Below are 25,868 nucleotides of genomic sequence, written 5' to 3' on the forward strand. Positions count from 1 at the left end.
ACTGGTCGGTACCTGGAAGTGCTTGCATCAGAAGACTCCCCCTCATCAGGAGAACCGATGTCTCTACCCTCCGTGTTGTCCGATCGCCTGCGCCTGCCGGCTGTCGCCTCCCCGATGTTCATCGTCTCGGGTCCCGAGTTGGTGATCGCCCAGTGCACGTCGGGCGTCGTCGGCTCCTTCCCCTCCCTGAACGCCCGCCCGCAGCCGGTGTTGCGCGAATGGCTCACCCGCATCACCGAAGCCCTCGCCAAGCACGACGCCAACAACCCCGAGACACCGTCCGCGCCGTACGCGGTCAACCTGATCGTCCACAAGAGCAACGACCGTCTCGACGAGGACCTCGCCACCATCGTCGAATTCCAGGTCCCGATCGTCATCACATCCCTCGGCGCCCGCGCCGATGTCAACGAGGCCATCCACAGCTACGGCGGCATCGTCCTCCACGACGTCATCAACAACACGTTCGCGAAGAAGGCGGTGGAGAAGGGCGCCGACGGCCTCATCGCCGTCGCGGCCGGCGCCGGCGGACACGCGGGCACCCTGTCGCCGTTCGCATTGATCCAGGAGATCCGCGAATGGTTCGACGGACCGGTCCTGCTGTCGGGCTCCATCGCCCACGGCCGCTCGGTCCTCGCCGCGCAGGCCGCCGGCGCCGACCTCGCCTACATCGGCTCCGCGTTCATCGCCACCGAAGAGGCCGACGCAGACCAGGGCTACAAGCAGATGATCGTCGACTCCACCGCGTCCGACATCGTCTACTCCAACCTGTTCACCGGAGTGCACGGCAACTACCTGAGCGGCAGCATCGAGGCCGCCGGACTCGACCCGAACAACCTCGCCGTGTCGGACCCGTCCGCCATGAGCTTCCGCGGCGGAACTGCCAAAACGAAGGCATGGCGGGACATCTGGGGATCCGGACAGGGGATCGGCACCGTGCGCTCCGTGCAACCGACGGCGGAACTCGTCGACCGGCTCGTTTCCGAGTACGCCGCGGCAAAGAACTACCTGCTCGCGCTGTAACCTTCCGCCCGCACGAGTTCGACGAACGCGTGGCCGACGGGGGAGAGCATGTCGGGATCGAATGCGATCCCGAAGGTGCGGGCAATCGTCGGCTCCGCGCGGCGGACCACCGCGCGGTCCTGGGCCGCCTCCGCGATCGACCGTTCCAGCAGGGTTCCGCCTATTCCCGCGAGTACCAGGGGAAGTCGCGCCTCGCGGTGATCGGACAGCGCCGCGAGGGTCGGGCGTGCCCCGGCGTGACGGATCGATTCCTCGATCTCGTTGGCGACGGAGTGGCCGCGGGGGACGAAGACCATCGGGATGTCGGGGAGTGCGGCGAGCAGAACGGGACCTTCCGGCACGTCGGTGCCCGGCGGGTACACGAGCCAGTACTCCTGTTCGCCGAGTTCGACGACGTCCAGACGGGCGTCGTCGAGCGGGAGGTGCGCCACCACGAATTCGCAGTGGCCGTCCTCGATCAGCGACCCGGCCTGCGCCTCGTCTTTCAATTCACCCAACCGGACCATCACGTTCGGGTGGGCCCGCCGGAATTCGGTGACGAGGTCGACGAGGGGCCCGATCGCCAGCGCCGGAAACGCCATGATGTCCAGTCGGCCGGCGAGGGCCCCGTCGGAGGTGGCGAGGAGGTCCTCGACGGCGGTGACGTCCCGCAGGATCTGCCTGCTCGGCCCGACCATGCTGCGCCCCGCGGCGCTGAGCACCATGCCCCGGCCGATGCGGTGGAACAGCTGCACACCCAGTTCCCGCTCGAGCCCGCGCAGCGCCTGCGAGATGGTGGGCTGTGCGACGCCGAGCGACGCGGCGGCCCCGTTGATGCCTTCGTGTTCCACGACGGCAAGGAAGTACTCGACCTGACGCAACTCCATGTGCTCAGTTCCTCACTCGGGTGCCGGTGTTCGGGTGGACTGCGCGATCGCGACGAACGCCGAAGCCGCCGGCGATCCCGGCCCGGACCGCTGCACGAGGCCGACGGGGCGGGTCAGCTTCGGCGTCATCGACCGGATCGAGACCCCGCGCAACTGTTCCTCGGCGACGAGGCGGGGGAGGACGGTGGCCCCCGCGCCGCGCATCACCAGCTCCCACGTGGCGCCCGGATGCGTGCAGTCGATGACGATGTTCGCGGGCTCGCCGACGAGATCGGAGATCAGCGCGGCGTCGCTCTTGTCCCCGAGATCCTGAACGAGCGGAATGTCGCGGACGGCCGAGCGGGGCACCGGATCGGGAAGGGTCTCGGCGAGTGCACCGGGCAGGGCGAGTACCAGCTCCTGGTCGCCGATGGGGACCGAGCGCAGCGCACTGTGGTCGACGGACAGGTCGATCACCCCGAGTTCGGCCTCGCCGCGTCGCAGGGCGCCGAGGACGCCGGTGGGACCGTCGGCGTCGATGATGCGGACCGTCACCCGGGGGTACTGCTCACGGAACCGGCGCACCAGGTCGACGATCGGATCGATCGAGAACGCCGCGTAGGTGACGATGTCGACGCGGCCGGACACGAGTTCACGCACGGCGGCGACCTTGGCCTTGGCCCGCTCGACGTCGGCGAGGATGCGCCGGGCGGCGACGTCGAGGGTACGACCGTCCTCGGTCAGCTCGAGACGCCGCCCGGCGCGGTCGAACAGGGTGACACCGAGGCGGCGTTCGAGTGTGCGGATCGCCTGCGAAAGCGACGGTTGCGAGATGTAGAGGGACTGCGCGGCCCTGGTGATCCCGCCGTGATCGACTACCGCGACGAAGTAGGTGACGAGATGCAGGTCCACGCGGTCATCGTACGGAAGCCGTGATGCGGGCTGCGCCGATCACGCGGCTAGCGGCCACGCCACACCGGCGGGCGCTTCTCCGCGAACGCGCGCGCACCCTCCTGGGCGTCCTCGGAAGCGAACACCGGATCGAGGAAGCGGCGTTGCCCGGCGAACGCGTCGGGGTCGGTGTAGTTGGCGGACATCGCGACGACCTGCTTGGTGGCGCGCACGGCGAGGGGACCGTTGGCGGCGACCCGTGCCGCCAGTTCGCGGGCGGTGTCGAGGGCCTGCCCGGGCTCGGTGAGCCGGTTGACCAGTCCGTGCGCGTGCGCCACCTCGGCGGTGAGGGGGTCGCCGGTGATCGCCATCTCCATCGCGATCGGGTACGGAAGCACCTTCGGCAGTCGCAGCAGACCGCCTGCGGCGGCGGCGAGCCCCCGCTTGACCTCGGGGATGCCGAACTTGGCGTCGCGGGCGGCCACGATCAGATCGGCCGACAGCGCCAATTCGCAGCCGCCGGCCAGCGCCCAGCCCTCCACCGCGGCGATCAGCGGCTTCGTCGGCGGGGCCTCCGTGATGCCGCCGAAGCCACGGCCGGGCAGCGACGGCCGCTCCCCGCGGGTGAACGCCTTCAGATCCATGCCCGCGCAGAACGTTCCTCCGGCGCCGGTGAGGATCGCGATCGTCAGGTCGGGCCGCGCCTCGAACTCGTCGATCGCGGCGGCGAGCGCCTTGGCGACCTCGAGGTCGACGGCGTTCTTCGCCTCCGGCCGGTTCAGGGTGATGACGGCGACGCCGTCGGAGAATTCGGTGAGAACCACGCTCATGGGGTGTCTTCCTTACGGTGTCGGGGTCCAGCGTTCGGGGTGCCCGCCGAGTGAGCGGATGCTCCCGCGGTCGGCCAGAACGAGCAGGTGGGCATGGGTTTCGCGGACCGCGAGGCGGAGCAGGCGGTCGGACATGGATTCGAACGGCCGCGACCACGAGATGTGTTCCGAGATCTCCCACGCCGTCGATTCGGGGTGCACGCCCAGAGTTTGGACGATCTCGGCGAAGCGTTCCTCGTGATGACCCATCAGTTGCCGGGCACGGTCGGCGATCCCCCGGAAGCGGTACTCGTGGGCCGGCAGCACCTCGCCGTCGGGCATGGAGGTGGTGGCGTGCAGCGACAGCAGGTAACGGTGCAGCGGGTTCTCCAGCTCGCCGGGGACCGTCGAGATGTTGGGACTGATGCGGGGCAACATGTGGTCGCCGCTGAACATCAGTCCGTGGGTGTCGTCGACGAAGGTCAGATGACCGGGAGTGTGCCCCGGGGTCCAGACCGCACGCAGATCCCAGCCCGGCAGGTCCAGGGGAGTGCCGTCACCGAGCACGACGTCCATGGATTCGCCCGCCCCCAGCCGAACGAGGTCGACGCGGGCGGCCGCGAGGATGTCGGTGGGCGCCCCGAGTTGGGCGAGCTGGGTGTTCCACAGTCGTTCGTCGGCGGTGGTGTCCTCCGGCGAATGGTGGCCGAGCAGTGCGGCATCCGCGCTGTGCATCGCGAGCGCGGCCCCGCTGATCTTCCGCAGCCGGGGCGCGAGACCGAAGTGGTCGGGATGCAGGTGGGTGACGGCCGCGTACCGGACGTCGGTGACGTGGTGCCCGGTCTGGGCGATGCCGTCGACGAGGGCTCGCCACGACTCCTCGGAATCCCAGCCCACGTCGATCAGGGCGAGGCCGTCGGGCAGCGCGAGCGCGTAGATCAGGACGTAGCGCAAGGGGTTTCGCGGCATCGGCACCGGGATCGACCACAGTCCGGGGCGTACCTGTTCGACCGGTGGCAGGACGCCGCGGGCCCACGCCTCGCGCTGGACGGTACCGACGTCTTCGGTGACGATCACGACGGCACCTCCGTGGCGCGGAGCCCCTCGCGCAGGGTGCGTTTGAGGATCTTGCCGCTCGCTCCTCGCGGAAGTTCGGCGACGTAGACGATCTCCCGCGGCTTCTTGTACGACGCGAGCCGGGCGGCGGTGAACGCGATCAGGTCCTGCTCGTCCGGTTGGTTCGACGGATCGACGAGCCGGACGACCGCCGTCACGGACTCACCCCACGTCCGGTGCGGCACGCCGACCACCGCCACCTCGGCCACCGCCGGATGCTCGGCGAGCACCGATTCGACCTCGATCGGGTACACGTTCTCGCCTCCCGTGATGATCATGTCCTTCACCCGGTCGGTGACGAACAGGTAGCCCTCCTCGTCGATGTGCCCGGCGTCGCCGGTGCGCAGGAAACCGTCGTGGGTGAGCAGTTGCGCGGTCTCGTCCGGCCGCCGCCAGTAGCCTGCGACGTTGTTGCGTGAGCGGCACACGATCTCCCCGGACACGCCCACCGGAAGCCGGGCGCCGGTCACCACGTCCCGGATCTCGACCTCGACACCGGGCATGGGTTTGCCGGCGGAACGCAGCAGGTGCGCGCGGAGTCCGGACGGGTCGTGGTCCTCGACGGCGAGGGCGGTGACCGAGCCCGTCGTCTCGGTCATGCCGTAGCGCTGCACGAATCCACAGCCGAGGCGATCGATCGCCCGCCGGAGCAGAGTGGTGGTGATCGGCGCCGAACCGTAGGCGACCAGTTCGAGGCTCGACACGTCGTAGCGGTCGAGGTCGGGCACGTCGAGGAGCATCTGAATGGTCGACGGAACCAGGAAGGCGTGGGTGATCCGATGCCGTTCGACGAGTTCGGCGACCTGCCGGGCGTCGAACGCGCCGAGCAGCACCACGTGGACGCCCGCCGACAGGCACGTGCTCAACCAGCCGGCACCCGCGATGTGGAACAGCGGCATGGCGTCGAGCGCCACCGAGCCGGGCTTCCAGCGGTAGATCAGCAGGCCCTCCGGCTCGTTGTGCAGGTTGCGATGCGTCGCCACCACGCCCTTCGGGAAACCCGTCGTGCCGGATGTGTAGAGCTGCAGCACCTCGGCGTCGGGGTCGTCCCCGAGACCCGGATCGGTGGCGGTGCCCGACGTGACCAGCCGGTCCCACGTCCAGGTGCCGGGCGGAAGAACGTCGCCGTCGGTTGCGCCGACGACCACCACGACCACACTCGGGAGCGCGTCGCGGACGGCGTTCGCGGCGGCAGCGAATTCGGATTCGACGATCAGCACCTGGAGTTCGGCATCGACCGCGATCGCGGCGGCCTCGGCGGCCGGGAGTCGCCAGTTGAGTGGGACGAACACCAGCCCCGACTTGGCGGCGGCCACGAACGTCTCGACCCCCTCGGTGCGCATCCGGAGCAACGCCCCGACCCGGCCGCCGTCGGAGGTCAACGCCGACAGCGCGGTTGCGATCCGATTGGTCCGCCAGTCGAGCTCCGCGTACGTCAGCGTGGTGTCACCACACGTCACTGCCGGTGCTCCGGGCCGCTCTGCGGCATGGTGCCGCACGCGCTGGGGTAGATGCAGACCGCTCACATCACGCTCCTCGATGACTCGTCGACGCCGCCGGGGAACCGGGTGACGCGTGCTGCCAGTCGACCACCCGCGTGAGTGCGGAAACAAAGTCACAGAGCCGAACGGACAGTGAGGAATCGCCTATGGATGCCCGGCCGAGCGGCCTCGCGGCGTTTGTAGACTGGCGTGATGGCCGCCACCCCCGCCCTGAACCCCGAGGATGTTCAGCGTGCTGCGGCGGCACTGCACACCCCCGACATCGACGGCTGGGCCAACCGGTTCGAACTGCTGTCGGACGGCAACCGCCTCCGACTGCTGTTGTGTCTGCACCACGCCCCCGACATCTGCGTCGGCGACCTGGCCGCGGCACTCGACATGACCGGCACCGCCGTTTCGCACGCTCTGCGACTGCTCCGCAACCAGGGGTGGGTGTCGGCGACGCGGGACGGTCGCTCGATGCGGTACCGGCTCACCGACGACACCGTGCACGAACTGCTGCACACGATCGGGGCCACGCACTATCACAATCACACGGGAGCCGAAGAGGAAAGGTGAATCCCGACATGGAGAACGACCCCGGACTGCTGCCGCTCGACGGCATCACCGTCGTGGCACTCGAGCAGGCCGTGGCCGCTCCGCTCGCCACCCGCCATCTCGCGGACATGGGCGCGCGGGTCATCAAGATCGAGCGTGTCGGTGAGGGCGACTTCGCCCGCAACTACGACGACGCGGTGTTCGGGCAGGCCTCGCATTTCGTGTGGCTGAATCGGTCGAAGGAGTCGCTCGGCGTCGACCTGAAGTCCGAGGTGGGCCGGGACACCGTCGCGCAGCTGATCGCGAAGGCCGACGTCTTCATCCAGAATCTCGCACCCGATGCCGCCGACCGGCTGGGGTTCGGCGCCGACGAGTTGCGCGCCGAGCACGAGGAACTGATCGTCGTGAACATGTCCGGCTACGGGTCGGCGGGGCCGCGGCGCGAACGCAAGGCGTACGACATGCTGGTCCAGGCCGAAACGGGGATGATCTCGGTGACCGGCACCCCCGACACCGCGACCAAGACGGGTGTCCCGGTGTCCGACATCGCGGCGGGAATGTATGCGATGACGTCCGTCCTCGGCGCCCTGTTCCGGCGGTCACGCACCGGGGTGGGGGCGCGGATCGACGTGTCGATGTTCGACGCGACCGCGGAGTGGCTGGGCCACCCGATGTACATGAAGATGTACGCCGACAAGCAGATCCCGCGCGTCGGGCTCGGTCATGCGGCGATCGTCCCGTACGACTCGTACCCGACCCTCGACGGACAGATCCTCATCGGTGTCCAGAACGACCGCGGGTGGCGGCAACTGGTGACCGACGTGTTCAAGCGACCAGAACTCGCCGACCATCCCCGGTTCGCGACCAATATGCTGCGCGTGCAGCACCGCGCCGAGGTGGACGCCGTCGTCGCCGAGGAGACTCAACGGTTCACGAGCGCGGCTCTCGACCAGGCGCTCGCGGACTCCGGGATCCCGGCGGCGGAGCTCAATGACATGGGCGGGCTGATCGACCATCCGCAGCTGGATCAGCGCGACCGCTGGCGTGACATCGGAACCGAGGCCGGGCCGATCAGGGCGATGCTGCCCCCGATGACGTTCTCCGACGTGGAGATGCGGATGGGCGACGTGCCCGCGCTCGGCGCGCACACCGATCGGATCCTCGGTGAACTGGGCTGGTCGGCGGAAGATATCGCAAGGATGCGCGACCAGGGCGTCGTCGGCTGACGACGCGCCGCAGCCCCGGCCCGAGTGAGGCCGGGGCTGCAGCTCGCTCTTCGCTCAGGGTGTGGCGAAGAACTGCTCTACGGCCGGCTGGGCGTTGGGATTACCCACACCGATGCCGATGACGGCGCCGGCGATGGTGCCGACCACTGCGCCGACGATGCAGCCGGCGATGAAGTTGGGGAAGATCGACACGCACCCGATGGCCATGCCCACGTTGGAACCGATCGCCATGCCCTGCAGGCCCGCGTTGTTCCAGCCGGTATTGATCTCGTTGGTCATCTTGTCGAAGGCGTCCTGCTTCACTTCGTTCTCCGGGAAGAACTGTTCGGCCACCTGGCTGCTGCCGCCGTCGGCTGCCGGGGTCATCAGCGGCTGCGACCAGTCGATTCCCTGAGGTGCGGGATCGGCATACGCAGTGCCCGCCCCGACGGCCATCGCGGAGACGACGAATATGGACAATGCCAGAGTTTTCAAGAGTTTCATGGAAATCCCACCATGTCGTAGGACGAACACGGCCCCCACCTGAGTGCACCGAACATCGTTGTGCGTGGACCATATTCGCTGGAAAACCGGAACGGCTACATGCATATGTGGGTGCGCGGTGATGCTCCCCGTGTGCGAACTAACCCATAGCCCTCCCGAAATCGTCTTCGGAGTCGGACGGAAGCCCCGCTACGGGGTTCCGAGGAATTCGTACACCGCTGGTGGCGCAGCGGGGTTCGCGTTGCTGATACCCGTGACGGCGCCGATCGCCGCGCCCACCGCGGCACCGGGGAGGCACCCGCCGAGGATGAGGAAGATGCACCCGACGACGAATCCGATGCCTGCGCCGATCGCCGTCGCGGTCCCGCCGCCGTTGTCCCAACCGATCTGCAGCTGCTCGACCATGTTGTTGTACGCCGAATCCCTGTCGACCGGGGTGAGGGCGAGGGTTCCCGCGACCGGGGTCGTCGTGGGTGTCAGGTTCAGGAACCGGCCGGCGTCGGTGATGAGCGGATCGATCGTAAATTGCACACCGGCGATCGAATAGCGCAGGGGGATCGTGCCCACCGGGGTGCCCGAATCGTTGACGATGTCGACGGCGGCGGCCGTCCGCGACAGGGTGAAGTGCCCGGCATCGAGTGCCGTGCCGACCGATCGGCCGTCGGCGCTCAGGCTGGTGTGCGAGATGACGGCCTGGTCGGCGGGGGTGGGGGCGGCATACGCGGTACCCATTCCGACACACAGGGTGGCGATCAGCAGCGCTGCCGGTGCTGTCACTCTATGCAGTTTCATGGTGTTTCCCATGCGTAGTAGCGGATGACAAACGACAAATCTGGTTCGACCTGGCGCTTCACAGTTGCCCCGACCGGCGAAAGCGTCCGTAACCTGCCTACTGCAGACATCTTCCCCCTTCGGATGCCCCAGTTTTCGGCCTTTCCGCAAAATACGTGCGTATCGGGGTGGCGGTGCAGGGATTACACCGTGAGCCGGTAGAACCGGAAGAACCCGAAATCCTCGATGGGCAGGATGTCCATGGTGCCGAAACCGGCCGCCTCGGCGTAGCTGCGCAATGTGCTCGGGCGCATGACCGTTCCGGTGCCCGCGCTGGGTGTGTGGTTCATGCCGTCGGGAAGGCACACGGTGAGGCTGAATCCGTACATCAGCCGCTCGACGTCGCTTCCCGGCGCGGAGAACTCGTCGTCCACCGCCTCGTCCATCACGATCATCGCGCCACCGGGAACCAGTGCCTTCCGAACCGCGGACAGTACTTCGACGGGCGCGGGCATGTCGTGGATGCATTCGAACGCGAACGCCGCGGTGCAGCTGCTTTCGGGAATTCCCGCCGCATCCGATTCGGTGATCGTGATCCGATCGGCGACATCCCGCCGCTCGCGCACGTTGGACCTCGCGAGTTCGACGGTCGCGGTGTCGATGTCGTAGCCGTGGAGCCGGGCGTCCGGGTACGCGCGCGCGAGTGCGATCGTGGACCAGGCGCCGCCGCATCCGACGTCGGCGATGGCGGCACCGGGCGTCCGGAGCAGTGCATCGACCTCGGGTACCGACGCCAGTGCACCGGGAAGAACCTGCTCGTACCACGGCCGATTCATGTCGGCCTGCGACTCACGGGCATCCGCGCCGTACTGAGCCCATCCCACGCCGCCGCCCGTCCGATACGCCTCGAGCAGTGCGGGCATCTGCGTGGTCGCGGCGACGAAGATCCGCGCCAGCGGTGCAAGATAGTTGAGACTCTGCTCGTCGGTGAGCACTTCGGCGGCGCCGGCCGGAAGCGTGAACGTCCGTGGCTCCGAATCGTCGACCGTGAGAAGTCCCGACACGGCCTGCTGTTCGAGCCATTCCCGCGCGTACCGCGGGTGGGTGGAGGTGCGTTCCGCCAGTTGGTCCGCGGTCGCCGGACCTTCCGACGCGAGACTGCGGTACCAGCCGAGACGGTCGCCCAGATGGACGGCGAGGAGGTCGATCGCCCCGAGCGATGCGTCGAAAATGCGCTGGGACACCGCCCCGGCGTCGGCTTCGGGTATGGACATCGCTGACCTCCGGCGGGAGTGCGGGCGAAGCTTCGTCTCCCCATCGTGGGCTACCCGATCGGCGGTGTCACGGATCGTTCGCCGGGCGAATGAGGGTCGGTCGCGGGAAGCCGGAAACCCCAGGGCAACTCGAGGCGATACTCGGCGAGCAGCGCGGGGTCGCCGAGCAGTTCCAGGATCGGACCGTCGGCCACCAGGTGTCCCTCGTCGAGGATCACGGCGCGCGTGCACAACTGGGCGGCGTACGGCAGGTCGTGCGTGACGAGCAGGTGCGTGGTGTCGATACCCAGGAGGACGTCGGCCAGTTCGCGTCGGGCGACGGGGTCGAGATTGCTCGACGGCTCGTCCAGCACGAGGACGTCCGGGGCACACGCGAGGACCGTCGCCAGCGCGACGCGGCGGCGCTGCCCCACCGACAGGTGCGCGGGATTGCGATCGGAATGTGCCGTCATGTCGACGGCCGCCAGCGCGTCGTGCACCCGCTCGTCGAGCGCGGTCCCGGTGATCCCGAAATTGACCGGACCGAACGCGATGTCCTGCGCGACGGTCGGCATGAACAACTGGTCGTCGGGATCCTGGAAGACGATGCCGACGCGGCGCCGGACCTCCCGCACCGTGTCCCGGGACGCTCCCCGCGACAGCTCCAGCCCGCCCACGGTCACGCTGCCCTCGGTGGCCGTCAGAATGCCGTTGAGGTGCAACATCAGTGTGGTCTTCCCGGCCCCGTTCGGACCGAGAACGGCCACCCGCTCACCGGGTTGCACCGTGAGATCGATCCGGTGCAGCGCGGCCCTGCCGTCCGGATACGCGAACGAGACGCCCTCGAGATGCACGGCCGCGGTCATCGGAGCACCCACGCCGTGACACAGATCCCCACCGCGCACACGGCAGGCACGAGCCCCGCCCGCCACAGTGCAGCGGTCGCAGGCGTCGCCCCCACAGTGGGTACCGAACCGGTGAAACCCCGCGACAGCATGGCCAGGTGGACGCGCTCGCCGCGCTCGTAGGAACGCACGAACAATCCGCCGACGCCACGGGCGGTGGCACCGATCTGCCGGAACGTCCGGGGGTCGTCGCCTCGGGAGAGCCGGGCGGTGCGCATCCGCTCGACCTCGGCGGTGAGCAGGTCGAGGTAGCGCAGCATCAGCACCACGATCGTGGTGAGCATCGCGGGCACGCGCAGCCGCGCCAGACCCAACGGCAGGTCCCGGGCCGGCGTCGTCGCGGCGAGTGTCAGTGAGACCAGGACGCCGAGCGTGCCCTTCACGAGAATGCCCCAGGCCGCGTAGAGGCCCGCGACCGACAGCGACAGTCCGAGGACGGTGACGCGTGCACCGCCCTCGGCGAACGGCAGGAGAAGTGCGAGCGTCACGAACGGCAATTCGATCAGCATCCGCGGTCCGATCCATCTGATCGGAATGCCGGCGATCCGCCAGATCACGATCAGGATCGCGAGATACCCGGCGAACGCCCAGAACGCCTCGCGTGGCGTCGCGACCACCGCGAAGACGAAGACGACGGCGCAGACGATCTCGACCTCGGCCGGCAGCCGGTGCAGGGGTGACGTGCCGTCGAGGTAGAGCGGATGGGCGTGGCCGGCTCCCACGGTCAGGGGCTCGTTCGGTTCCGCCGCGCGCGGGCGAGCAGCCAGAACAGGCCACCCGCGACGACGAACGTCGCGGTGGCGCCGATCACGCCCGCGACCCCCGTGAGATGCGACCGGCCGCCCACCGTGTAGTCGGCGAGCGGCGAGTCCGACAACGGATGGGCGGACGCGTTCTGGGCGATGCAGTCACCCACGAGCGTCTCCCCGGCATCGGTTTCCGCGGTTTCGCACCCGCGAGTGGTCGCGGAATCCAGACCGTCCGGACTCGAGCTGGCGAGATACGAGACCGCGCCGGCGACGAGCAGCGCCACCAGCGCGAAGCCGAGAAGGAATCGGCGCAGCGAGACCGGCGACGACGTGCTCATGCCCGCACCTGGACTCGTCGGGGCGCCGTCCGCAGCAGGTGCACGAGGTCGGGGCGCGCCTTCGCGACGGCCGTCACCGTGGCGGCGGTGATGAGGCCTTCGCCGATGCCGATCAGCACGTGCGCCCCGAGCATGTACGCCGCCACCGCGCCCAGTGAAGTCGAATCTCCGGACGTCGCATGACCACCGATCGCGTACTCGAGGACGAAGCCCATCGACGCCGCCACCGTTCCGCACAGTGCCGCGGCGAACGCGAGCCCGCCGAGCACGCGGAGGCGCAGTCGCTGCCGTCGCACGACGAGCGGACGCAGGGCCACCGCGACGCCGTAGCCGACGACCACCCCGATGATCGCCATGTTGGTGATGTTCGCTCCCAGCGCTGTCAGCCCACCGTCGGCGAACAGCAGGGCCTGCACGATCAGCACGATCGAGACGCAGAGCATCCCGGTGTAGGGGCCGACGAGGATGGCGGCGAGCGCACCACCGAGGAGGTGTCCGCTCACACCGGGAAGGATCGGGAAGTTGACCATCTGGACCGCGAAGATGAAGGCCGCCACGAGACCGGCCATCGGTGCGGTGCGTTCGTCGAGTTCCGAGCGCGCGCGCCACGCGGCGATCGACAGTCCCGCCACCGCGACGACGACGAACAGCAGTGAGGTCGGCGCATTGATCAGGCCGTCGCTCATGTGCATTGCCACGGGTTCCACGGCGACTCCTCCGGCCGGCAGCTGATCCTTCGAAGTCTAGTTTCTCGTATGAACACTTGAACAGGTGTTCATGGGTGCGGGAAACGCGTATAGGCCCTCCGCGAATGCCAGGTCAGTGCCAGGTGTGGTCGACGAGCGCCGTCCGGGGCCCGAATTTGGGTTTGACGGCCTGCCCGCTCACCTCCAGCAGCCGCACGGCGCGATGGCGGTGCGGCTGAAGCGGGGCCAGGTACTCCACCATCTCGGCGTCGTCGAGGGGCTTGCCGAGCAGCGACCACCCCACCATCGCGGCGAGGTGATAGTCGCCGACCGACAGGGCGTCGGGGTCGCCGAGCGCACGCTGCGACACCTCGGCCGCCGTCCAGATCCCGACACCGGGGACGGACATCAGCCGGCGATTCGCTTCCTCGCGGGGGAGGTCGACGATCTTCTCGAGCCGGTCGGCGACCTGCGCGCAGCGGACGATCGTCCGGGACCGGTTCGGGTCGACGTTGGCCCGGTGGAATTCCCAGGACGGAACCCGCCGCCACACGTCCGCGGTCGGGGGCAGCCGCATCCCGTCCGGAGCGGGTCCGGGAGCGGGCCCACCGAACTTCCACACGAGACGCCGCCACGACGCGAACGCGGCGATGCCGTGCACACGTTGCTCGAGGATCGCGGGCACGAGGGCCTCCATCACCCGGTCGGTGCGGCCGAGGCGCAGCTGCGGGAATCGGCGGTGAGCCTCGACGAGGATCGGATGGTCGGGGGCGAAGTCGGCGCAGTCGTCGTGGTCGCCGACGAGGCGGCCCAGTCCGGCGGACAACTCGTGGGCGCCCGCACCCCACGCCTGACAGCGCACCGAGTGGCGGTCGATCTGGGTGATGCGATAGGTGACCGGGCCCGACTTCTGCACCGACGTCCGCCAGATCGAGCCGTCGGCCGTCCGGCGGTGGCAGGGGTCGCCTTTGCCGCGTTGCAGCGGCTGCAACGACATGGCGACGTCCAGGGGACGCCGCGCGGTCACGGTGGTCTCGACCACCTCCAGCGAAACCGTCATCGAATGCAGCGTATCCACTCCGAAGGCGACCGCCACCGGCGGATGTCGGAGCGCGCACGTAAAGTCCCAGCCATGATCATCGTGAGTACCGACGGATCCTGCCTCCGCAACCCCGGTGGGGCGATCGGCTGGGCATGGGTCAATCACGAGGGTCCCAGCCAATCGGGTGGCGAACCCTCCGGGACAAATCAGATCGCCGAGCTGCGGGCCCTGCTCGAAGCGATCACCGCGCATCCCGGGGCAGATCCGCTGCTGATCGAGTCCGATTCCCAGTACGCCATCAAGTGCGCGTCGGAGTGGCTGCCCGGTTGGAAGCGCAAGGGCTGGAAGACGGCGGGCGGCGCTCCCGTCAAGAACCTCGCACTGGTGCAGTCCATCGACCGGGCCATCAGCGAACGCCCCGGGCCCGTGCGTTTCCGCTGGGTTCGTGGCCACGTCGGCAACCACTACAACGAGATGGCCGACGTCCTCGCCGGCGAGGCGGCTCGTGCCGTCGCCTCCGGTGCGCTCGCCCCGGCCCCGGCCCCGGCCCCGGCCCCGGTCTCTGCCCCTGCCCCTGCCCCTGCCCCTGCCCCTGCCCCTGCCCCTGCACCGGCAGCAGTCGCGCAATCCACCCCCGAGGCCGAGGACGCGTTCACGCTCTTCTGAGGCGGCCCCTGTTCTGATCTGCCGGGGGTTCTGCGTCCGGCACTGCGTCGAGGAGAAGACTGTTGTCCGAGGATCTGCGGGTGCAGGAGTTCTGGCGTGCGCTGGGGCTGCCGGGCATCATCGACGTCCACACCCACTTCATGCCCGCGAATGTGATGGAAAAGGTGTGGGGCTACTTCGACGCAGTCGGTCCCCTCACCGGACGTGAGTGGCCCATCCACTACCGGCACGAAGAGGATGTCCGCGTCGAACACCTCCGTGGGTTCGGTGTCAGGCGGTTCACGTCGATGATCTACCCGCACAAGCCGGCGATGGCTGCGTGGCTGAACCAGTGGTCGGTCGAGTTCGCCGAACAGACCCCCGACTGTCTGCGGACGTCGACGTTCTACCCGGAGGAGTCCGCGGCCACGTATGTCGCCGAGGCGGTCGAGTCGGGGACGCGCGTCTTCAAGTCCCACATCCAGGTGGGCGACTATTCGCCGAACGATCCGCTCCTCGACCCCGTGTGGGGTGTGCTGCAGGAGTCGGGTGTCCCGGTGGTCATTCATTGCGGGTCGGGGCCGGCGCCCGGCACCTACACGGGCCCCGGCCCGATCGCCGAGTTGCTGTCGCGGTACCCGAGGCTGCACCTGATCATCGCCCACATGGGTCTGCCGGAGTACCGGGAATTCCTGGACTTGGCCGACCAGTACGGCAACGTGTATCTCGACACGACGATGACGTTCACGGACTACACCGAAGCTGCCACACCGTTTCCGCGCGACCAGGTGCACCGGCTGGCGGATCTGCAGGAGCGGATCGTGTTCGGCAGCGACTTCCCCAACATCCCGTATCCCTACCTCGACGCACTCGAGGGTCTCACCCGATTCGACCTCGGCGAGCCGTGGCTGCGAGCGGTATGCCACGACAACGCGGCGCGACTCTTCGCGATCGACTGACGACCCGGTGTCGTGCCGCGTCGATCCGGTTCCGTGTCACCGTCATTCGCCCTCGGGCCAGTCACCACTGCTCTCGCCCGGGCGTAGGGTGCCGAACGTCCACTCGAAGCCCTCGAGGTCGTGGACCCGGCAGCGATAGTTGCCCCATTGGGTGTTCGCGGGTTCCTAGACCGAGGTGGCTCCGGCCTCGACGGCGGTGGCATAGACCTCGTCGACTTCGCTGTCGGTGCCGACGCTGAGATACGTGCCGTGCCCGACGGTCTCGCCCCGGAGCGCAGGCCGGTCGTAGTTGCCGTGGTCGCTGAAGACCATGATGGCGGCGTCGCCTCGGCGCAATTCGGAATGCATGATCCCGCCGTTGTCGTCCGGGAACTCGAGGGTGGTCTCGAACCCGAACGCGCGCTCGAGCCAGCGCAGAGCGGCCGGGGCGTCACGGTAGGCGAAGTAGGAGTGCAGGGCGGCCTGGCGGTTCTCGGTAGTGGTCATGGGGCGACGATACGAACGATCGAGGTCAGCCACGGTCCGCAATTACCGTAGCCCCGGAATGTCGGTCGGCGCGTTTACGCTTCGATTCCCACGCGACGAAGGCGGCCCCGATGGATGACTTCCTCAACGACGGCGAAACGTTCGACGACTTCATCATGCGGACCGAGCGGGAGATCGAGATCCACCGGCTGAACATGGACTACCACCTCTCCGGGATGGAACATGCCCTCCGGGAGGGTTCGAAGTTCTTGTACTTCCAATGGGCACTGGCCGCTGTCGCCCTCGCCTGTGCGGCGCTCAGCTATGTGTACGGAGGGTATTGGTTGATGGCGTCGGTCCCATTCTCTCTCGGTTCACTCGGTCCGGCTTTGGTGCACCGCACGTATATGAAGGAATGGAGAAAAGAATTCCGCGCGTTCGACGCGCTCGAGGCGCCGGCGGTTCTGAAGCAGGTCCGGGACGAGATGGAGAAGGCCGAGAAGGCGAAGCGGAAGTCTCGGTGGTGGCGGCGCGTACGCAGGCGCCGCTGGCCGGGCTACCGTGCGCTAGAAAGGATTCCACCAGTTGATGAAGGCGATGTAGAGATTGGTCGGGAAGAAGAACTCCCAGTCCAATCCCATGTACGGCAGGTCGGGCAGTATGCCGATCATGTTGACTCCTAGAACTGATTGAACCAAGAAACGAAGGCATTCCACCAAGGCCCCACTGGACTCCAAACCTCCGGTGCCAGGATTGGTGGCAAGTCGAACAGAATGCCGATCATGATCCCGTCCCGACCTACCCGGCGTATCGCCCGCGGTGTGACCTGCGTTACCGCAGCGGAGGCGCGACAACAGTGTGCAATGAGGACCGTCGCAGGCAGGAGAGTGCCCTCGGCAGGATTCGAACCTGTTTCCATAGGCCGACGTCGTTGCTGGTCAGGGGCTGCTTTTGTGCTTTGACCTGCGAGGTAACCCGCTCTGCCCCTTCTCTCCGATGTACTCCGCCCCCTCGGGGCTACTCTGTTAGGGGAACAGATAGGGGAACACGACATGGGCTCGCAACGCCGCAGCTTCGGCAAGATCAAGACACTCCCGAACGGCCGCTACTGGGCGAGCTATGTCGGCCCCGACGGCATCCGCTACCCCAGCTCCAAGCACCACGGCCAACCGGCCACCTACCGCGCCAAGATCGACGCCGAACACTGGCTCGGCGGCATCAAGAAGAGCATCGACCGGGACACCTGGCGGGCACCCGGCGCGGAGCAGGAACGCGGCCTCACGCTCGAGGTGTACGCCGAGAAGTGGCTCGAGCATCGCACCCTGAAACCGCGCACACGGGCGCTGTACGCCGACCTGCTGCGCCTGCACATCCTCCCCGCCCTCGGCGACCTGCGGCTCGCTCAGCTGTCCCCAGCGGCGGTCCGGGTGTGGCACGCCGAACTGTCGACCGGCCCCACCCGCAAGGCCCACGCCTACGCGCTGCTGCACGCGATCTGCGCCACCGCCGTCGCCGACGAAATCCTCGACGCCAACCCGTGCCGGATCAGGTCGGCGATGCAATCGAAACGGGTCCGCGACATCGACCCCCTGTCCGCCGACGAGTTGCAGGCGCTGGCGTGGGAGATGCCGAAGGATCTGCGCGCGGCTGTACTGCTGGCCGGGTGGTGCGGGCTGCGGCTCGGTGAGCTGAAAGGGCTCCAGCGCCGTCACATCGGCCGGGGTGCCGCCACGGTGCGGGTCGAGCGGGCCGTGACGTTCCGGGCCGGTCGGACGATCGTGGACACCCCGAAGACGCGGGCCGGTAGCCGCACCATCGCGGTGCCCCCACACATCCGTCCGGTGATCGCCGCGCACGTGGCCGGGCTCAACGCGGACGAGTTGGTGTTCCCCGGCGACGACGGGCTGTACCTGGGGGACTGGGAGATCCGCCGACCGTTCAAAAAGGCGGCTGAGCGGATCGGTAAGCCTGCGTTGCGGATTCACGACCTCCGGCACACCGGGGCCACCCTCGCCGCGCACGCCGGGGCCACCACTAAAGAGCTGATGAACCGGTTGGGGCACACCACCCCGGCCATGGCGATGCAGTACCAGCACGTGGCGTCCGGCCGGGACGCGGAGATCGCCCGCCGACTCTCCGAAGGCCGCTGAGTCGAATTCACACGAAATGCGTTGCCATGAATCCCCTTGGGAGAGAAGCGAAAGTGCGCAGAGTGCGCACTTTCTCACCCCAGGGGAGGGCTTTCCGTCCTCCCAGGCTAGAACAGCCCCTGGGTTGCCGGGGAGATGCCGTGACCTGTGTGGAAAGTGGGCACCTGCCCACGACCCCGGCATCTCGCCACGTGTCGATATTGGGAGATTCCCCAATAGCGACGCTCCAGGTCCGCGACCTGCGCGGCGACCTCGCGTGAGCGCATGACCATGCACATGACTGCCTCCTTTTCGAGCGAAACCCCTTGGGAGAAAAGCGTATTCACAGTCTAAACTGTTGTGTACATTGTCAACGTCAAGCCTCTGACCTGCGGAAACGCGTCCAAAATCCGACCGGAGAGGGATACGACGAACAGGTGTCCGCCAGCCGAACATTTCGTTTTCCGTGTTGACCTGCCCCCCTCCCACCCGGGAGATCTCGTCCCCCTTCGGTGCGAGGAAAGTTCAGATTGGACACTTTGCGATGGTGTGTTTCTCGAAAAGTGCGTACCTTGAGCACTTTTCGAGTTGTCACGTGCGTTGGTCGCTAATGCGTCGTCTGGAAAGTGGTGAGTTTCACCACTTCCGGAGTCTCGCGTACGCACAGTGCCCGTCCCGTGGGCGAATTGCCCAGGTGCGCACCCGTTCTCTGTCCAAACCGGGACAAAGGACGACGCCAATCACAACCGACGCGACGCGCGAACCTCGACAGCGAGTGGTCGCGTCGACCGACGTCGGTCTGGTGGCTGACGCGGTATCGGGATGGCGGGCAGTCGTGCCCAGTGTCGGGGTACGTCGTGCCCGTGCATGCCCTTTGCTCCCTCCCGGCCGGGGTGGTGGTGGTGTGCCCCGCGCCGCCCGGTCGACAGACACAGAGGCAACGGGCGACGCGGGGCGCGGTGCCGTCCACGTCAGGTACGCCAATGCCAACGGTGAGGCTGGGCGTCCTTCGACGCGTGCCGACGGAGCACGGTCCGAACGTGGACGGCGGTTCCGTGTCCGGACCCGAAAGGACGGCCGGACACGGAAGCCTGTGGTGGTGGTGTCGGGGGCAGGGGCGGCGTGTCGCTCACGCCCCCACCCCCGAGGTTCGGGTACCCTCCCCCTTCGAACTGATGGCCCCCCTTGGGTGCCCCGGATGTTTGGAGGTGCCCCCCTTGTTGTTGTGGTGGTGGCCCCTCCTGCTCGTGTTGGCGTCAGCCGACCGATGCCTTCGTCTTGCGTGTGGTCGTCGCGGCGGTCGCAACGCTCAGCAGCCGGAACGCATCCGGGATCAGAACGTCGGAACCTGTTCTGAACCACAGCAACCCACCGCGCTCGAGGGTAGGTCGGCGGTTCGCGCCGAACAGATGCGGCACCACTTCGATCGTCGTCCCGATCCGGTCGACGATCAGGAACTGTGCGAAATCCCCATACAGCAGAACGAAATTCGCGGCACTGACCGCCGGGTCGATGCTGGCATCCTGCCCGGAATTCTCGTTCAGCGCGCGGCCGAGGAGTTGCCCGGTCGCGATCTCCGGGAACTTCGCCGCACCGTTCGTGGTTTCGAATTGCCTTGCCGCGTTGATGATCCCGAGATTCGCGGTCCACTGCGCGTTCGGTTGCCAGCGCGGGCCGAGGCTGTTCTGCACAGCGAACACATCAGCAGCGGTGAACGTTTCAGCGGTCGTCGCGTTCACGATCGACCCTGGCGTCGACGCTACTTTGGTGATCACCCCAGTCGGTTGACCGTTCCCGGAGCCGGTGGTGAACGCTTCGGCTTGGAGTTGATCAGCGCTGTCGACCAGCACGGCTTGTAGTTCACTGAGGAACGTCGGTGCGTCGTCGCCGAGCTCGAATGAGAACGGGACGAACGCATCCCCTTTGTGTACCGGCACCTCGGGTTGTGTCAGCGTCGGGCTGGCGTCGGCGACTTCGGTTGCCTCGGGCACCCATTGGGCGGTGGCACCCGCGCTGGACACACCTCGCCAGCTGCTGCCGGTGATCTGCACGACCCTGGCGATGCGGCGCAACGGGTTCTGAGATCCCTTGTTGGACAACAGAATAGACGGGTCGAGGTGCAGGGGGACCATCATCGCACCGTCACCACCGACTGTCATACCGCGACTGAGTTCAGCGCGGACCTCGGTAGCAGCCCGATACGCGGCAGCCTCTTCCGGTGTCCACAACAAGTGCCCACGCTGCGCGTCACCGCACATCTTCGAGAACGCGCCCGCATAGGCCGGGTTCCCGGTCGCGGTGACCCAGCGGGCAGCCAGGGACTGGGAAGCGCGGTCCCCGTGCCGGAGCAGGGTGTCAGCACGTCCCGCAGCATCTTCGTCGAGGTCATGGGCCTGCACGGACCGCTCGAGCACGCGGAGCGCGGTATCCCGTGCACTGACCGGTTGGTTGTCGCGTGGTGTCGATGCACTCGTGCACCCGTCACCGTGTTCGATGCACTCCGGGTTGTTCTGCGCGAACTGGCGGATGTGTTCGATCCGTTGCTCGGTGGCGCGGATCTCGGGGCGCAACGCATCCATTGCGCCTGTTGCTTCATCGAACGTGGCTGCGTCGTCACCTTCGATGTCCGCACCGTTCGCGGCCTCGTAGACAGCACGAGCACGGGTCTCGTGCTCGCGATACTCAGCTCTGAGTTGGTCGAGAGTCTTCATTTGGGTTTCACCAGGTTTCGAGGGGCACGGCGAGTCGTCGCCGCGCGATGTCATTGGGAATGGTCAGCGATGGTTCGCGGTGCCTCACACCAGCGATCGCGGCCCCGTCGAACGCGGGAAACGCCACCACCGAGACTTCGAGGAGCTTCGCTTCGGCGCGGACCACGGACGCCATATCTTTCGCCCAGACGTTGCGCACGGGTTCGAAACCGATGCTGAACGCGTCGAGCGCGCCGTCCCTGACCAGCTCGAGCGCTTCATCACCAGACTGCGTCTGCGAGACCCGGAACTCCCCGTAGAGGCCGGTTGCGTCTTCACGCAACAACGTTGCGCGGCCGAGTGGCAACGCGCGCTGGTCGTGCAGGGCGAGGAACTTCACGCGGCCTGCACCGCGTTCGCGGATCGTGCGCGCGAAGCTGCCACGGGTGAACGTCTCCGAGTATCGGCCGTCGCGGTCGTTGATCAGCGCGGGGCTGTCGAACGGCACGCAGACGCCGTGCACGGTGCGACCGTCACCGGGAATGCGGATGTCGAGGTCGCACGCGGAAGTGCGGATGATCATGATGGGTTGCCTTTGTTCACGCAGGCGGAAGTGTGCGGGCGACAGGCGGTGGCCGATTTCCGGCTCCGACGATTGCGCCCGTGGCTCGGCGTTTCCCGGTCGTGGAACTCCGGGCGACCCAGCTACCGGAAGTCTAACGCCTCCAGAGTGCCCCTCGAGGCCCATCATCCCGGGCCGGGGTCGATCGGCGCTCTGTGTCGATCTCGGGGGCGCTGTCACGGGTCGAGGTCGGAGACGTCGGTCGGAATCTCGAGCACCTCCGACACGAGCGGGATGTTCTCGTCGAGGAGGACGCTCCTCTGGGCGTGCGCGCGGCTGATGCCGTCGACAACGAACTCGACATCTTCGCCGTTCCACAGCGCCTGACGCGGCCAGGTGTGCGCTTCCGCTCGGAGGTCGGGGTCGAACTGGTCGTAGATGTCGGCCCACACCTCGCCGAGTCGCCGGTCGAGCGCGTCCATCGCATCCATGATCTCGTTCGTCAGCGCCGCGACCAGCGGGGCGTAGTAGAGGTCACCGTCGTGGGCGTAGTACTCGCGCCAGTCGAGTGCCTTGTGCATCGCGAAGCCGACGAACTCTTTGCCGACCTCCTCGGCGGCGCGACCGAGCGGCAGGTGATCCCCTTCCGGACAGCGGATGGCGTCTGCGCAGTGCGAGTAGAACTCCCATTTTGTCCGCAGGTTGACGCCGTCGGTCGCGGTGTCGCAGCCGCGCGCAACGTCGACCATCGCCAGGAACACGGCGAAGCGATCCGATTCGCGGCGGGGATCGCGGACGATGGCCGCGAAGTCGTCGCTCATCGGTGCTCCTCTGCCGCGACGGTGTCGAAATTGGAGATGCTGCGGACGAATTCGGTCCAGCGTGCGCGGGTTGCCTCGTCTTTGTCGAACTCTGGCGGGATGTAGAGCATTTCATTCACCTTTTTTCGTTGTCTTGGTAGGTTTTGTCGCCGGATTCGTCGGTGCGTTTTCCGGTTCGTGGGTTGACGTTGTTGCGCGCCTCGATGTCGGCGAGCGCACGGGCCAGGTTGTGCAGGCCGTCGGGATGGAAGTGCATCACAGTGCCTCACACTGGCGCAGGCAGTCTCGGCACATACCGGCGGAGTAGGCGAGACCGCCGATCATGACGACGGTCTCGTGAATACCGTCCTTGTTTTCCGGGCCGGTGCAGGTGTGCCCGCATCCGTCGCACACCTTCGAATTCTCGCCGCGGACGATCAGCATCGCCAGACACCGACCGCACACGACCAGCCCAGGTTTGTGTGCCGCCGCGAAAATCGGTTGTGGGCGGTAGAAACTCGGGTTGTGGATACAGGTCCGGCCGGTGCCCGCCATGAGTCGTGCGAGTTCGTCGAGTGCACCGAGCCGCAGCCAGTCCGGGACGCCGGACGGCGGAACGTGCGCCTTGCCCCGCAGTCCCGTGGTCGCTTCGATTCCGGCCATCAGCATTGCTTCGGTGTCGGTGGTCGCGGCCCGTATCTGGTCTTGGAATCCCGCCGGTACGGCGTCGCGAAGTTTCGTCCGCTGCTCGGGGGTCATGTCGGCGAGGATCTCGCTCATGTTGGCGAAGAGGTCGTCGAGTGCGAGGGTGAGTCGCCCTGTGTTGTTGTCCATCGGTGATCTTCCTCCTGTTTCTTGTGCTGGCGTGATGTGCCCATGAGAGCTGGTGCGTGAAAGTCCCCCGCCTTACCCGCGAGCCTCGCCTCCGCAGGTCAGAGCATGTTTTTTCGGCGGGGATGGTGGCGGGTATGGCGGGTATGGCGGGGATGGCGATTTGATGACCCCCGCCAAGAAATGTGGCTCTTGACCTGGGAAGGCGGGGTTGGCGGGGTTGGCGGGTGTCATCTGCGGGCTATCTCAGGAGGTGGGGTCGGGTGGGTTGATGTGCCAGTTGGTGACCTTCTTCTTGTTGCGGCTCCCGAGGTCCTCGATCGTCCACTTGGCCTGCCGGAGCGCCGGTGCATTCCGGTGCAGAATGGTGGTGACTTCGCGCGCATTCTTCGGCCACCCCGGCGGCTTCCGCTTGTCGTCGCCGGGGTCCACCATGGCGAGCAACTCCGCCGCGGTGCCCTCGAACTCCTTGATGATCGCCGCCGTCATCCGCATCAGAAACGGGTCCCCGTCCAGTGAATCGAGTGCCGCGACGACACTCTGCTCGAGGTAGCGGGTGAGCCCGTCGGTCTCGAGCACTTGGTCGACGGCCGCGAGAACTTCCGCGAAGTCGGCCATTCTCGGACTTCTTCCAAGCTCAACAGAGGGAAGTACCCTCGCAACCCCCGCCACCCTCGCCAACAGTGCCCCGAGCAACTTGGGGTGCAGCGCATCCCACTTCGCCCACAGGTCGCCGTCCTTGCACCGGGTGTCCGGGTCGATGCGGAGCAATTTGACAGTGAGGAGCCGTTCGGCGAGATCACCGCGCAGCGCCCCGACGTCGATGCCGTTGACCAGTACGCAGCGCCGGAACGCGAAGATCGCCAGGTTGCCGTCCGTGTACAGCGCTCTGCGTACGTCGCCGTCACCGGTCGACGCGCGACACAACGCATCCGAGAGCCAGTCGGGGATGGTGGAGATGTTGTCGACGGCCACCACCCACGATCCTTGCGCCGCGGTCACCCAGCTTTCGACGTCCCGCGGGGGTTTGCGCAACGGCACCGGTGACAGGTCGATCAGCATCGACAACGCGCGGGTTGCGGTGCTCTTAGCGGACCCTTGTTCGGCGAAGAACGTCAGGATGCAGTGCGGTACCGCCGGGGTCAGTATCGCCGCTACCAGCCACGCCAGGATCAGTGGCCGGTCGGCCTCGTCGACGTTCACGAATTCCCAGAGTTCGTCGAGGTCTCCGCCGTCATTCTCGGGGATCGGTAGTGCGCCGGTCAGTTTGGTTCGCCGGAACCGTACCGGGACGGGGTCGTCGTCGGTGACCATTCTCCATCCCTGCGGGTCGAGTCTGATGACATTCTCGTCGACGTCGCCGAGGTCTATCCAGATCGCGTCGTCGTGTCGTGCCACACGCAGGTGTGTTTCGACCGGCTCCATCTCCTGCGCCATGCCCTCGAGGGCTTGAAGCGCATCGGTGAGTGCTTGTTGTGGTGCGGCCTTGCTCCGGTCTCGGTAGTACAGTTTCGCGAGTTCTGCGCGAAGCGGTTGTTTGCCGCCGCGGAGGAACCGCGCGATGTGCCCGCGACCAGTCTTCGCTGTCGCATACGGCTCTCCGTCCGGTGTGACAGCGAGGTCGTACCGTTCGATGGCCAGGTTTACCAGTGCGGTGGCCGCGGAAATCTTCTCCTCTTTCTCCGACGGTGACGGATGATCTTGGGGTGGTTCGTCGTCCGGCGGTGGTGACGGTTCGTCATCATCAAAGATTTCGTTGTAGTTGATCATTCGGTCCTCTTCTCTGCGTCGGAGAGACGGTCGCGGACACGGCGGATTCCGTCGAATTCCCGCATCACCGCCTCGATCAGCTCGTCCCGTCCGGCTTCCTCGGCTGCGTGGATCAATCGCCGACCGGCGTCCCGCACCTGACGGCGCAACGCTGTGTCGAGAACACTGCGGGCATAGTGGATGCCGTTGTGCGGGAAGGGGACGCCGGTGTAGCAGGAGACGAGGTAGTCGGCGAGGAGGTGGACGCGGTTGTCGCCGGTGACGGCTCCGGAGCGTTGCGCATGCGCGACGACCATCTGCGGGTCGGGATCGTGGCCGTTCGCGGCAAGCTGCGCCGCGAGATCCACCGCCACCCTAGCTTTCGGGTCCTCGAAATCCTCGCCGATCACCAGAGTGGCCAGTTCGGTTGCTGCAAAGGAATTTTGGTACATAATTGCGCCGATGAAACATCGTTCGGAGTCGCACAGGTCGGGCATCATGGCTGTCACTGCGGTTTCGTTGCCGCTCATGGCGGTTCACGCCGTTCCGGTGACGGGGTGCAGCAGCGCGTCGATGTCGGCCTGCTCGATACGAATCAGCGCGGTCTTACCGATGCGGACGGCGGGGAGGTCGCCGGAGGCGATCAGGCGGCGCACCGTCATTTCTGCGCAGTGGAGCTGTTCGGCGGCCTCGGCGATGGTGCGTCGGGTGGTGGTGGTGGTGGTCTTGGTCTTGGGCTTGGTCATGACAGTCGTCCCCTCGGGAGGCGGGTGTGTGCGGGGTGAGGGGCGCTGATGGCGATGAATGACTCAGTGGCTCAAAGGGGCGTCGGGTATCCCCGTGGGCTGTAGTGAACACCCGACGG

At 67.2% G+C, this 25,868-nt stretch carries 29 protein-coding genes; 7 read left to right on the top strand and 22 right to left on the bottom strand.

Annotation, left to right across the window (positions count from 1 at the left end; genetic code table 11):
* The first annotated feature begins 57 nt into the window (after nt 1-57).
* Nucleotides 58-1,020 carry a nitronate monooxygenase family protein gene (locus tag CJ177_RS15670; protein ID WP_095868074.1) on the top strand — a complete coding sequence of 321 codons (963 nt, stop codon included), beginning with the start codon at nt 58-60 and terminating at the stop codon, nt 1,018-1,020.
* Here the strand turns inward: CJ177_RS15670 and CJ177_RS15675 are convergent.
* The 5 genes from CJ177_RS15675 to CJ177_RS15695 are packed head-to-tail and all read right to left on the bottom strand — an operon-like array spanning nt 1,002 to nt 6,207.
* Nucleotides 1,002-1,886: a LysR family transcriptional regulator gene (locus CJ177_RS15675; RefSeq protein ID WP_005251545.1), complete on the bottom strand. Its 885-nt coding sequence runs from the start codon at nt 1,884-1,886 to the stop codon at nt 1,002-1,004. The genes CJ177_RS15670 and CJ177_RS15675 overlap by 19 nt on opposite strands.
* A 12-nt stretch (nt 1,887-1,898) precedes the next feature.
* A complete protein-coding gene (locus CJ177_RS15680; protein WP_095868075.1) occupies nt 1,899-2,777 on the bottom strand; it encodes a LysR family transcriptional regulator in 879 nt (292 codons plus the stop codon).
* Nucleotides 2,778-2,824: 47 nt separating this feature from the next.
* A complete protein-coding gene (locus CJ177_RS15685) occupies nt 2,825-3,586 on the bottom strand; it encodes a crotonase/enoyl-CoA hydratase family protein (protein WP_005251559.1) in 762 nt (253 codons plus the stop codon).
* 12 nt (nt 3,587-3,598) lie between these two features.
* Nucleotides 3,599-4,642, bottom strand: coding sequence for an MBL fold metallo-hydrolase (locus CJ177_RS15690; RefSeq protein WP_095868076.1), 1,044 nt, complete (start codon nt 4,640-4,642; stop codon nt 3,599-3,601).
* Nucleotides 4,639-6,207: a long-chain-fatty-acid--CoA ligase gene (locus tag CJ177_RS15695; RefSeq protein WP_061044950.1), complete on the bottom strand. Its 1,569-nt coding sequence runs from the start codon at nt 6,205-6,207 to the stop codon at nt 4,639-4,641. Before CJ177_RS15695 ends, CJ177_RS15690 begins: the two co-directional genes overlap by 4 nt.
* 168 nt (nt 6,208-6,375) lie before the next feature.
* Here CJ177_RS15695 and CJ177_RS15700 point away from each other — a divergent pair, with 168 nt between their 5' ends.
* Nucleotides 6,376-6,741, top strand: a complete 366-nt coding sequence (locus CJ177_RS15700; RefSeq protein WP_005251569.1) for a helix-turn-helix transcriptional regulator — start codon at nt 6,376-6,378, stop codon at nt 6,739-6,741.
* Complete coding sequence (locus CJ177_RS15705) at nt 6,738-7,946, top strand: CaiB/BaiF CoA-transferase family protein (protein WP_095868077.1); 1,209 nt, start codon at nt 6,738-6,740, stop codon at nt 7,944-7,946. The genes CJ177_RS15700 and CJ177_RS15705 overlap by 4 nt, the downstream gene beginning before the upstream one ends.
* A 54-nt stretch (nt 7,947-8,000) precedes the next feature.
* Here CJ177_RS15705 and CJ177_RS15710 read toward each other — a convergent pair whose 3' ends face one another.
* From CJ177_RS15710 to CJ177_RS15745, 8 genes are all read right to left on the bottom strand, one after another.
* Nucleotides 8,001-8,429: a hypothetical protein gene (locus tag CJ177_RS15710; RefSeq protein WP_005251571.1), complete on the bottom strand. Its 429-nt coding sequence runs from the start codon at nt 8,427-8,429 to the stop codon at nt 8,001-8,003.
* 189 nt (nt 8,430-8,618) lie between these two features.
* A complete protein-coding gene (locus CJ177_RS15715; RefSeq protein WP_005251572.1) occupies nt 8,619-9,221 on the bottom strand; it encodes a hypothetical protein in 603 nt (200 codons plus the stop codon).
* A gap of 182 nt (nt 9,222-9,403) precedes the next feature.
* Nucleotides 9,404-10,474, bottom strand: a complete 1,071-nt coding sequence (locus CJ177_RS15720; RefSeq protein WP_095868078.1) for a class I SAM-dependent methyltransferase — start codon at nt 10,472-10,474, stop codon at nt 9,404-9,406.
* Nucleotides 10,475-10,524: 50 nt separating this feature from the next.
* Nucleotides 10,525-11,319, bottom strand: coding sequence for an energy-coupling factor ABC transporter ATP-binding protein (locus CJ177_RS15725; RefSeq protein WP_095868241.1), 795 nt, complete (start codon nt 11,317-11,319; stop codon nt 10,525-10,527).
* Nucleotides 11,316-12,080, bottom strand: a complete 765-nt coding sequence (cbiQ, locus tag CJ177_RS15730) for a cobalt ECF transporter T component CbiQ (protein ID WP_095868079.1) — start codon at nt 12,078-12,080, stop codon at nt 11,316-11,318. Before cbiQ ends, CJ177_RS15725 begins: the two co-directional genes overlap by 4 nt.
* A gap of 2 nt (nt 12,081-12,082) precedes the next feature.
* Complete coding sequence (locus tag CJ177_RS15735) at nt 12,083-12,445, bottom strand: PDGLE domain-containing protein (RefSeq protein ID WP_095868080.1); 363 nt, start codon at nt 12,443-12,445, stop codon at nt 12,083-12,085.
* Entirely contained in the window at nt 12,442-13,137 is a 696-nt protein-coding gene (locus tag CJ177_RS15740; RefSeq protein WP_061044948.1) for an energy-coupling factor ABC transporter permease, read from the bottom strand. The genes CJ177_RS15735 and CJ177_RS15740 overlap by 4 nt, the downstream gene beginning before the upstream one ends.
* A 127-nt stretch (nt 13,138-13,264) precedes the next feature.
* On the bottom strand, nt 13,265-14,191 hold the full coding sequence (locus CJ177_RS15745; RefSeq protein WP_005251584.1) for a DNA-3-methyladenine glycosylase: 927 nt from the start codon (nt 14,189-14,191) through the stop codon (nt 13,265-13,267).
* A 72-nt stretch (nt 14,192-14,263) separates the two neighbouring features.
* Here CJ177_RS15745 and CJ177_RS15750 point away from each other — a divergent pair, with 72 nt between their 5' ends.
* The gene (locus CJ177_RS15750; protein ID WP_095868081.1) at nt 14,264-14,839 is read left to right on the top strand and encodes a ribonuclease H; all 576 of its coding nucleotides are present in this window, start codon (nt 14,264-14,266) and stop codon (nt 14,837-14,839) included.
* Between the two features lie 62 nt (nt 14,840-14,901).
* Nucleotides 14,902-15,777, top strand: a complete 876-nt coding sequence (locus tag CJ177_RS15755) for an amidohydrolase family protein (RefSeq protein ID WP_005251588.1) — start codon at nt 14,902-14,904, stop codon at nt 15,775-15,777.
* Nucleotides 15,778-15,942: 165 nt separating this feature from the next.
* On the opposite strand, the gene CJ177_RS15760 is transcribed toward CJ177_RS15755, so the two are convergent.
* Nucleotides 15,943-16,263, bottom strand: a complete 321-nt coding sequence (locus CJ177_RS15760; RefSeq protein WP_257014547.1) for a VOC family protein — start codon at nt 16,261-16,263, stop codon at nt 15,943-15,945.
* 110 nt (nt 16,264-16,373) lie between these two features.
* Here CJ177_RS15760 and CJ177_RS15765 point away from each other — a divergent pair, with 110 nt between their 5' ends.
* Both CJ177_RS15765 and xerC read left to right on the top strand, forming a co-directional pair.
* Nucleotides 16,374-16,925, top strand: coding sequence for a hypothetical protein (locus tag CJ177_RS15765; protein WP_061701355.1), 552 nt, complete (start codon nt 16,374-16,376; stop codon nt 16,923-16,925).
* Nucleotides 16,926-17,294: 369 nt separating this feature from the next.
* Nucleotides 17,295-18,392 (top strand): tyrosine recombinase XerC, encoded by a 1,098-nt coding sequence (xerC, locus tag CJ177_RS15770; RefSeq protein WP_095868082.1) that lies wholly within the window; start codon nt 17,295-17,297, stop codon nt 18,390-18,392.
* A gap of 1,235 nt (nt 18,393-19,627) precedes the next feature.
* On the opposite strand, the gene CJ177_RS15775 is transcribed toward xerC, so the two are convergent.
* The 8 genes from CJ177_RS15775 to CJ177_RS15805 all read right to left on the bottom strand — a co-directional run bounded on the left by CJ177_RS15775 (nt 19,628) and on the right by CJ177_RS15805 (nt 25,749).
* Entirely contained in the window at nt 19,628-21,082 is a 1,455-nt protein-coding gene (locus tag CJ177_RS15775; RefSeq protein WP_095868083.1) for a phage major capsid protein, read from the bottom strand.
* 7 nt (nt 21,083-21,089) lie between these two features.
* The gene (locus CJ177_RS15780) at nt 21,090-21,644 is read right to left on the bottom strand and encodes an HK97 family phage prohead protease (protein ID WP_095868084.1); all 555 of its coding nucleotides are present in this window, start codon (nt 21,642-21,644) and stop codon (nt 21,090-21,092) included.
* Nucleotides 21,645-21,859: 215 nt separating this feature from the next.
* Nucleotides 21,860-22,444 (bottom strand): hypothetical protein, encoded by a 585-nt coding sequence (locus CJ177_RS15785; RefSeq protein ID WP_095868085.1) that lies wholly within the window; start codon nt 22,442-22,444, stop codon nt 21,860-21,862.
* A gap of 115 nt (nt 22,445-22,559) precedes the next feature.
* Nucleotides 22,560-22,700, bottom strand: coding sequence for a hypothetical protein (locus CJ177_RS47395; protein WP_179443227.1), 141 nt, complete (start codon nt 22,698-22,700; stop codon nt 22,560-22,562).
* Nucleotides 22,700-23,257, bottom strand: coding sequence for a hypothetical protein (locus CJ177_RS15790; RefSeq protein WP_095868086.1), 558 nt, complete (start codon nt 23,255-23,257; stop codon nt 22,700-22,702). The genes CJ177_RS47395 and CJ177_RS15790 overlap by 1 nt, the downstream gene beginning before the upstream one ends.
* 243 nt (nt 23,258-23,500) lie before the next feature.
* Nucleotides 23,501-25,024: an ATP-binding protein gene (locus CJ177_RS15795; protein ID WP_179443228.1), complete on the bottom strand. Its 1,524-nt coding sequence runs from the start codon at nt 25,022-25,024 to the stop codon at nt 23,501-23,503.
* Entirely contained in the window at nt 25,021-25,533 is a 513-nt protein-coding gene (locus tag CJ177_RS15800; RefSeq protein WP_095868087.1) for a DnaB-like helicase N-terminal domain-containing protein, read from the bottom strand. Before CJ177_RS15800 ends, CJ177_RS15795 begins: the two co-directional genes overlap by 4 nt.
* A 6-nt stretch (nt 25,534-25,539) precedes the next feature.
* The gene (locus tag CJ177_RS15805) at nt 25,540-25,749 is read right to left on the bottom strand and encodes a helix-turn-helix domain-containing protein (RefSeq protein WP_095868088.1); all 210 of its coding nucleotides are present in this window, start codon (nt 25,747-25,749) and stop codon (nt 25,540-25,542) included.
* Nucleotides 25,750-25,868 lie beyond the last annotated feature (119 nt).

Source organism: Rhodococcus sp. ACPA1 (assembly GCF_002300195.1).
In the GTDB taxonomy this organism is placed as follows: domain Bacteria; phylum Actinomycetota; class Actinomycetes; order Mycobacteriales; family Mycobacteriaceae; genus Rhodococcus_F; species Rhodococcus_F opacus.

Bases quoted from the DNA above. Each gene is read 5' to 3' on its own strand.
- CJ177_RS15670 (WP_095868074.1), top strand. From the start codon at position 58: ATGTCTCTACCCTCCGTGTTGTCCGATCGCCTGCGCCTGCCGGCTGTC.
- CJ177_RS15675 (WP_005251545.1), bottom strand. From the start codon at position 1,886: ATGGAGTTGCGTCAGGTCGAGTACTTCCTTGCCGTCGTGGAACACGAA.
- CJ177_RS15685 (WP_005251559.1), bottom strand. From the start codon at position 3,586: ATGAGCGTGGTTCTCACCGAATTCTCCGACGGCGTCGCCGTCATCACC.
- CJ177_RS15700 (WP_005251569.1), top strand. From the start codon at position 6,376: ATGGCCGCCACCCCCGCCCTGAACCCCGAGGATGTTCAGCGTGCTGCG.
- CJ177_RS15710 (WP_005251571.1), bottom strand. From the start codon at position 8,429: ATGAAACTCTTGAAAACTCTGGCATTGTCCATATTCGTCGTCTCCGCG.
- CJ177_RS15715 (WP_005251572.1), bottom strand. From the start codon at position 9,221: ATGAAACTGCATAGAGTGACAGCACCGGCAGCGCTGCTGATCGCCACC.
- CJ177_RS15720 (WP_095868078.1), bottom strand. From the start codon at position 10,474: ATGTCCATACCCGAAGCCGACGCCGGGGCGGTGTCCCAGCGCATTTTC.
- CJ177_RS15725 (WP_095868241.1), bottom strand. From the start codon at position 11,319: ATGACCGCGGCCGTGCATCTCGAGGGCGTCTCGTTCGCGTATCCGGAC.
- CJ177_RS15735 (WP_095868080.1), bottom strand. From the start codon at position 12,445: ATGAGCACGTCGTCGCCGGTCTCGCTGCGCCGATTCCTTCTCGGCTTC.
- CJ177_RS15740 (WP_061044948.1), bottom strand. From the start codon at position 13,137: ATGCACATGAGCGACGGCCTGATCAATGCGCCGACCTCACTGCTGTTC.
- CJ177_RS15745 (WP_005251584.1), bottom strand. From the start codon at position 14,191: ATGACGGTTTCGCTGGAGGTGGTCGAGACCACCGTGACCGCGCGGCGT.
- CJ177_RS15750 (WP_095868081.1), top strand. From the start codon at position 14,264: ATGATCATCGTGAGTACCGACGGATCCTGCCTCCGCAACCCCGGTGGG.
- CJ177_RS15760 (WP_257014547.1), bottom strand. From the start codon at position 16,263: ATGACCACTACCGAGAACCGCCAGGCCGCCCTGCACTCCTACTTCGCC.
- CJ177_RS15765 (WP_061701355.1), top strand. From the start codon at position 16,374: ATGGATGACTTCCTCAACGACGGCGAAACGTTCGACGACTTCATCATG.
- xerC (WP_095868082.1), top strand. From the start codon at position 17,295: ATGGGCTCGCAACGCCGCAGCTTCGGCAAGATCAAGACACTCCCGAAC.
- CJ177_RS15775 (WP_095868083.1), bottom strand. From the start codon at position 21,082: ATGAAGACTCTCGACCAACTCAGAGCTGAGTATCGCGAGCACGAGACC.
- CJ177_RS15780 (WP_095868084.1), bottom strand. From the start codon at position 21,644: ATGATCATCCGCACTTCCGCGTGCGACCTCGACATCCGCATTCCCGGT.
- CJ177_RS15785 (WP_095868085.1), bottom strand. From the start codon at position 22,444: ATGAGCGACGACTTCGCGGCCATCGTCCGCGATCCCCGCCGCGAATCG.
- CJ177_RS47395 (WP_179443227.1), bottom strand. From the start codon at position 22,700: ATGCACTTCCATCCCGACGGCCTGCACAACCTGGCCCGTGCGCTCGCC.
- CJ177_RS15790 (WP_095868086.1), bottom strand. From the start codon at position 23,257: ATGGACAACAACACAGGGCGACTCACCCTCGCACTCGACGACCTCTTC.
- CJ177_RS15795 (WP_179443228.1), bottom strand. From the start codon at position 25,024: ATGATCAACTACAACGAAATCTTTGATGATGACGAACCGTCACCACCG.
- CJ177_RS15800 (WP_095868087.1), bottom strand. From the start codon at position 25,533: ATGAGCGGCAACGAAACCGCAGTGACAGCCATGATGCCCGACCTGTGC.
- CJ177_RS15805 (WP_095868088.1), bottom strand. From the start codon at position 25,749: ATGACCAAGCCCAAGACCAAGACCACCACCACCACCACCCGACGCACC.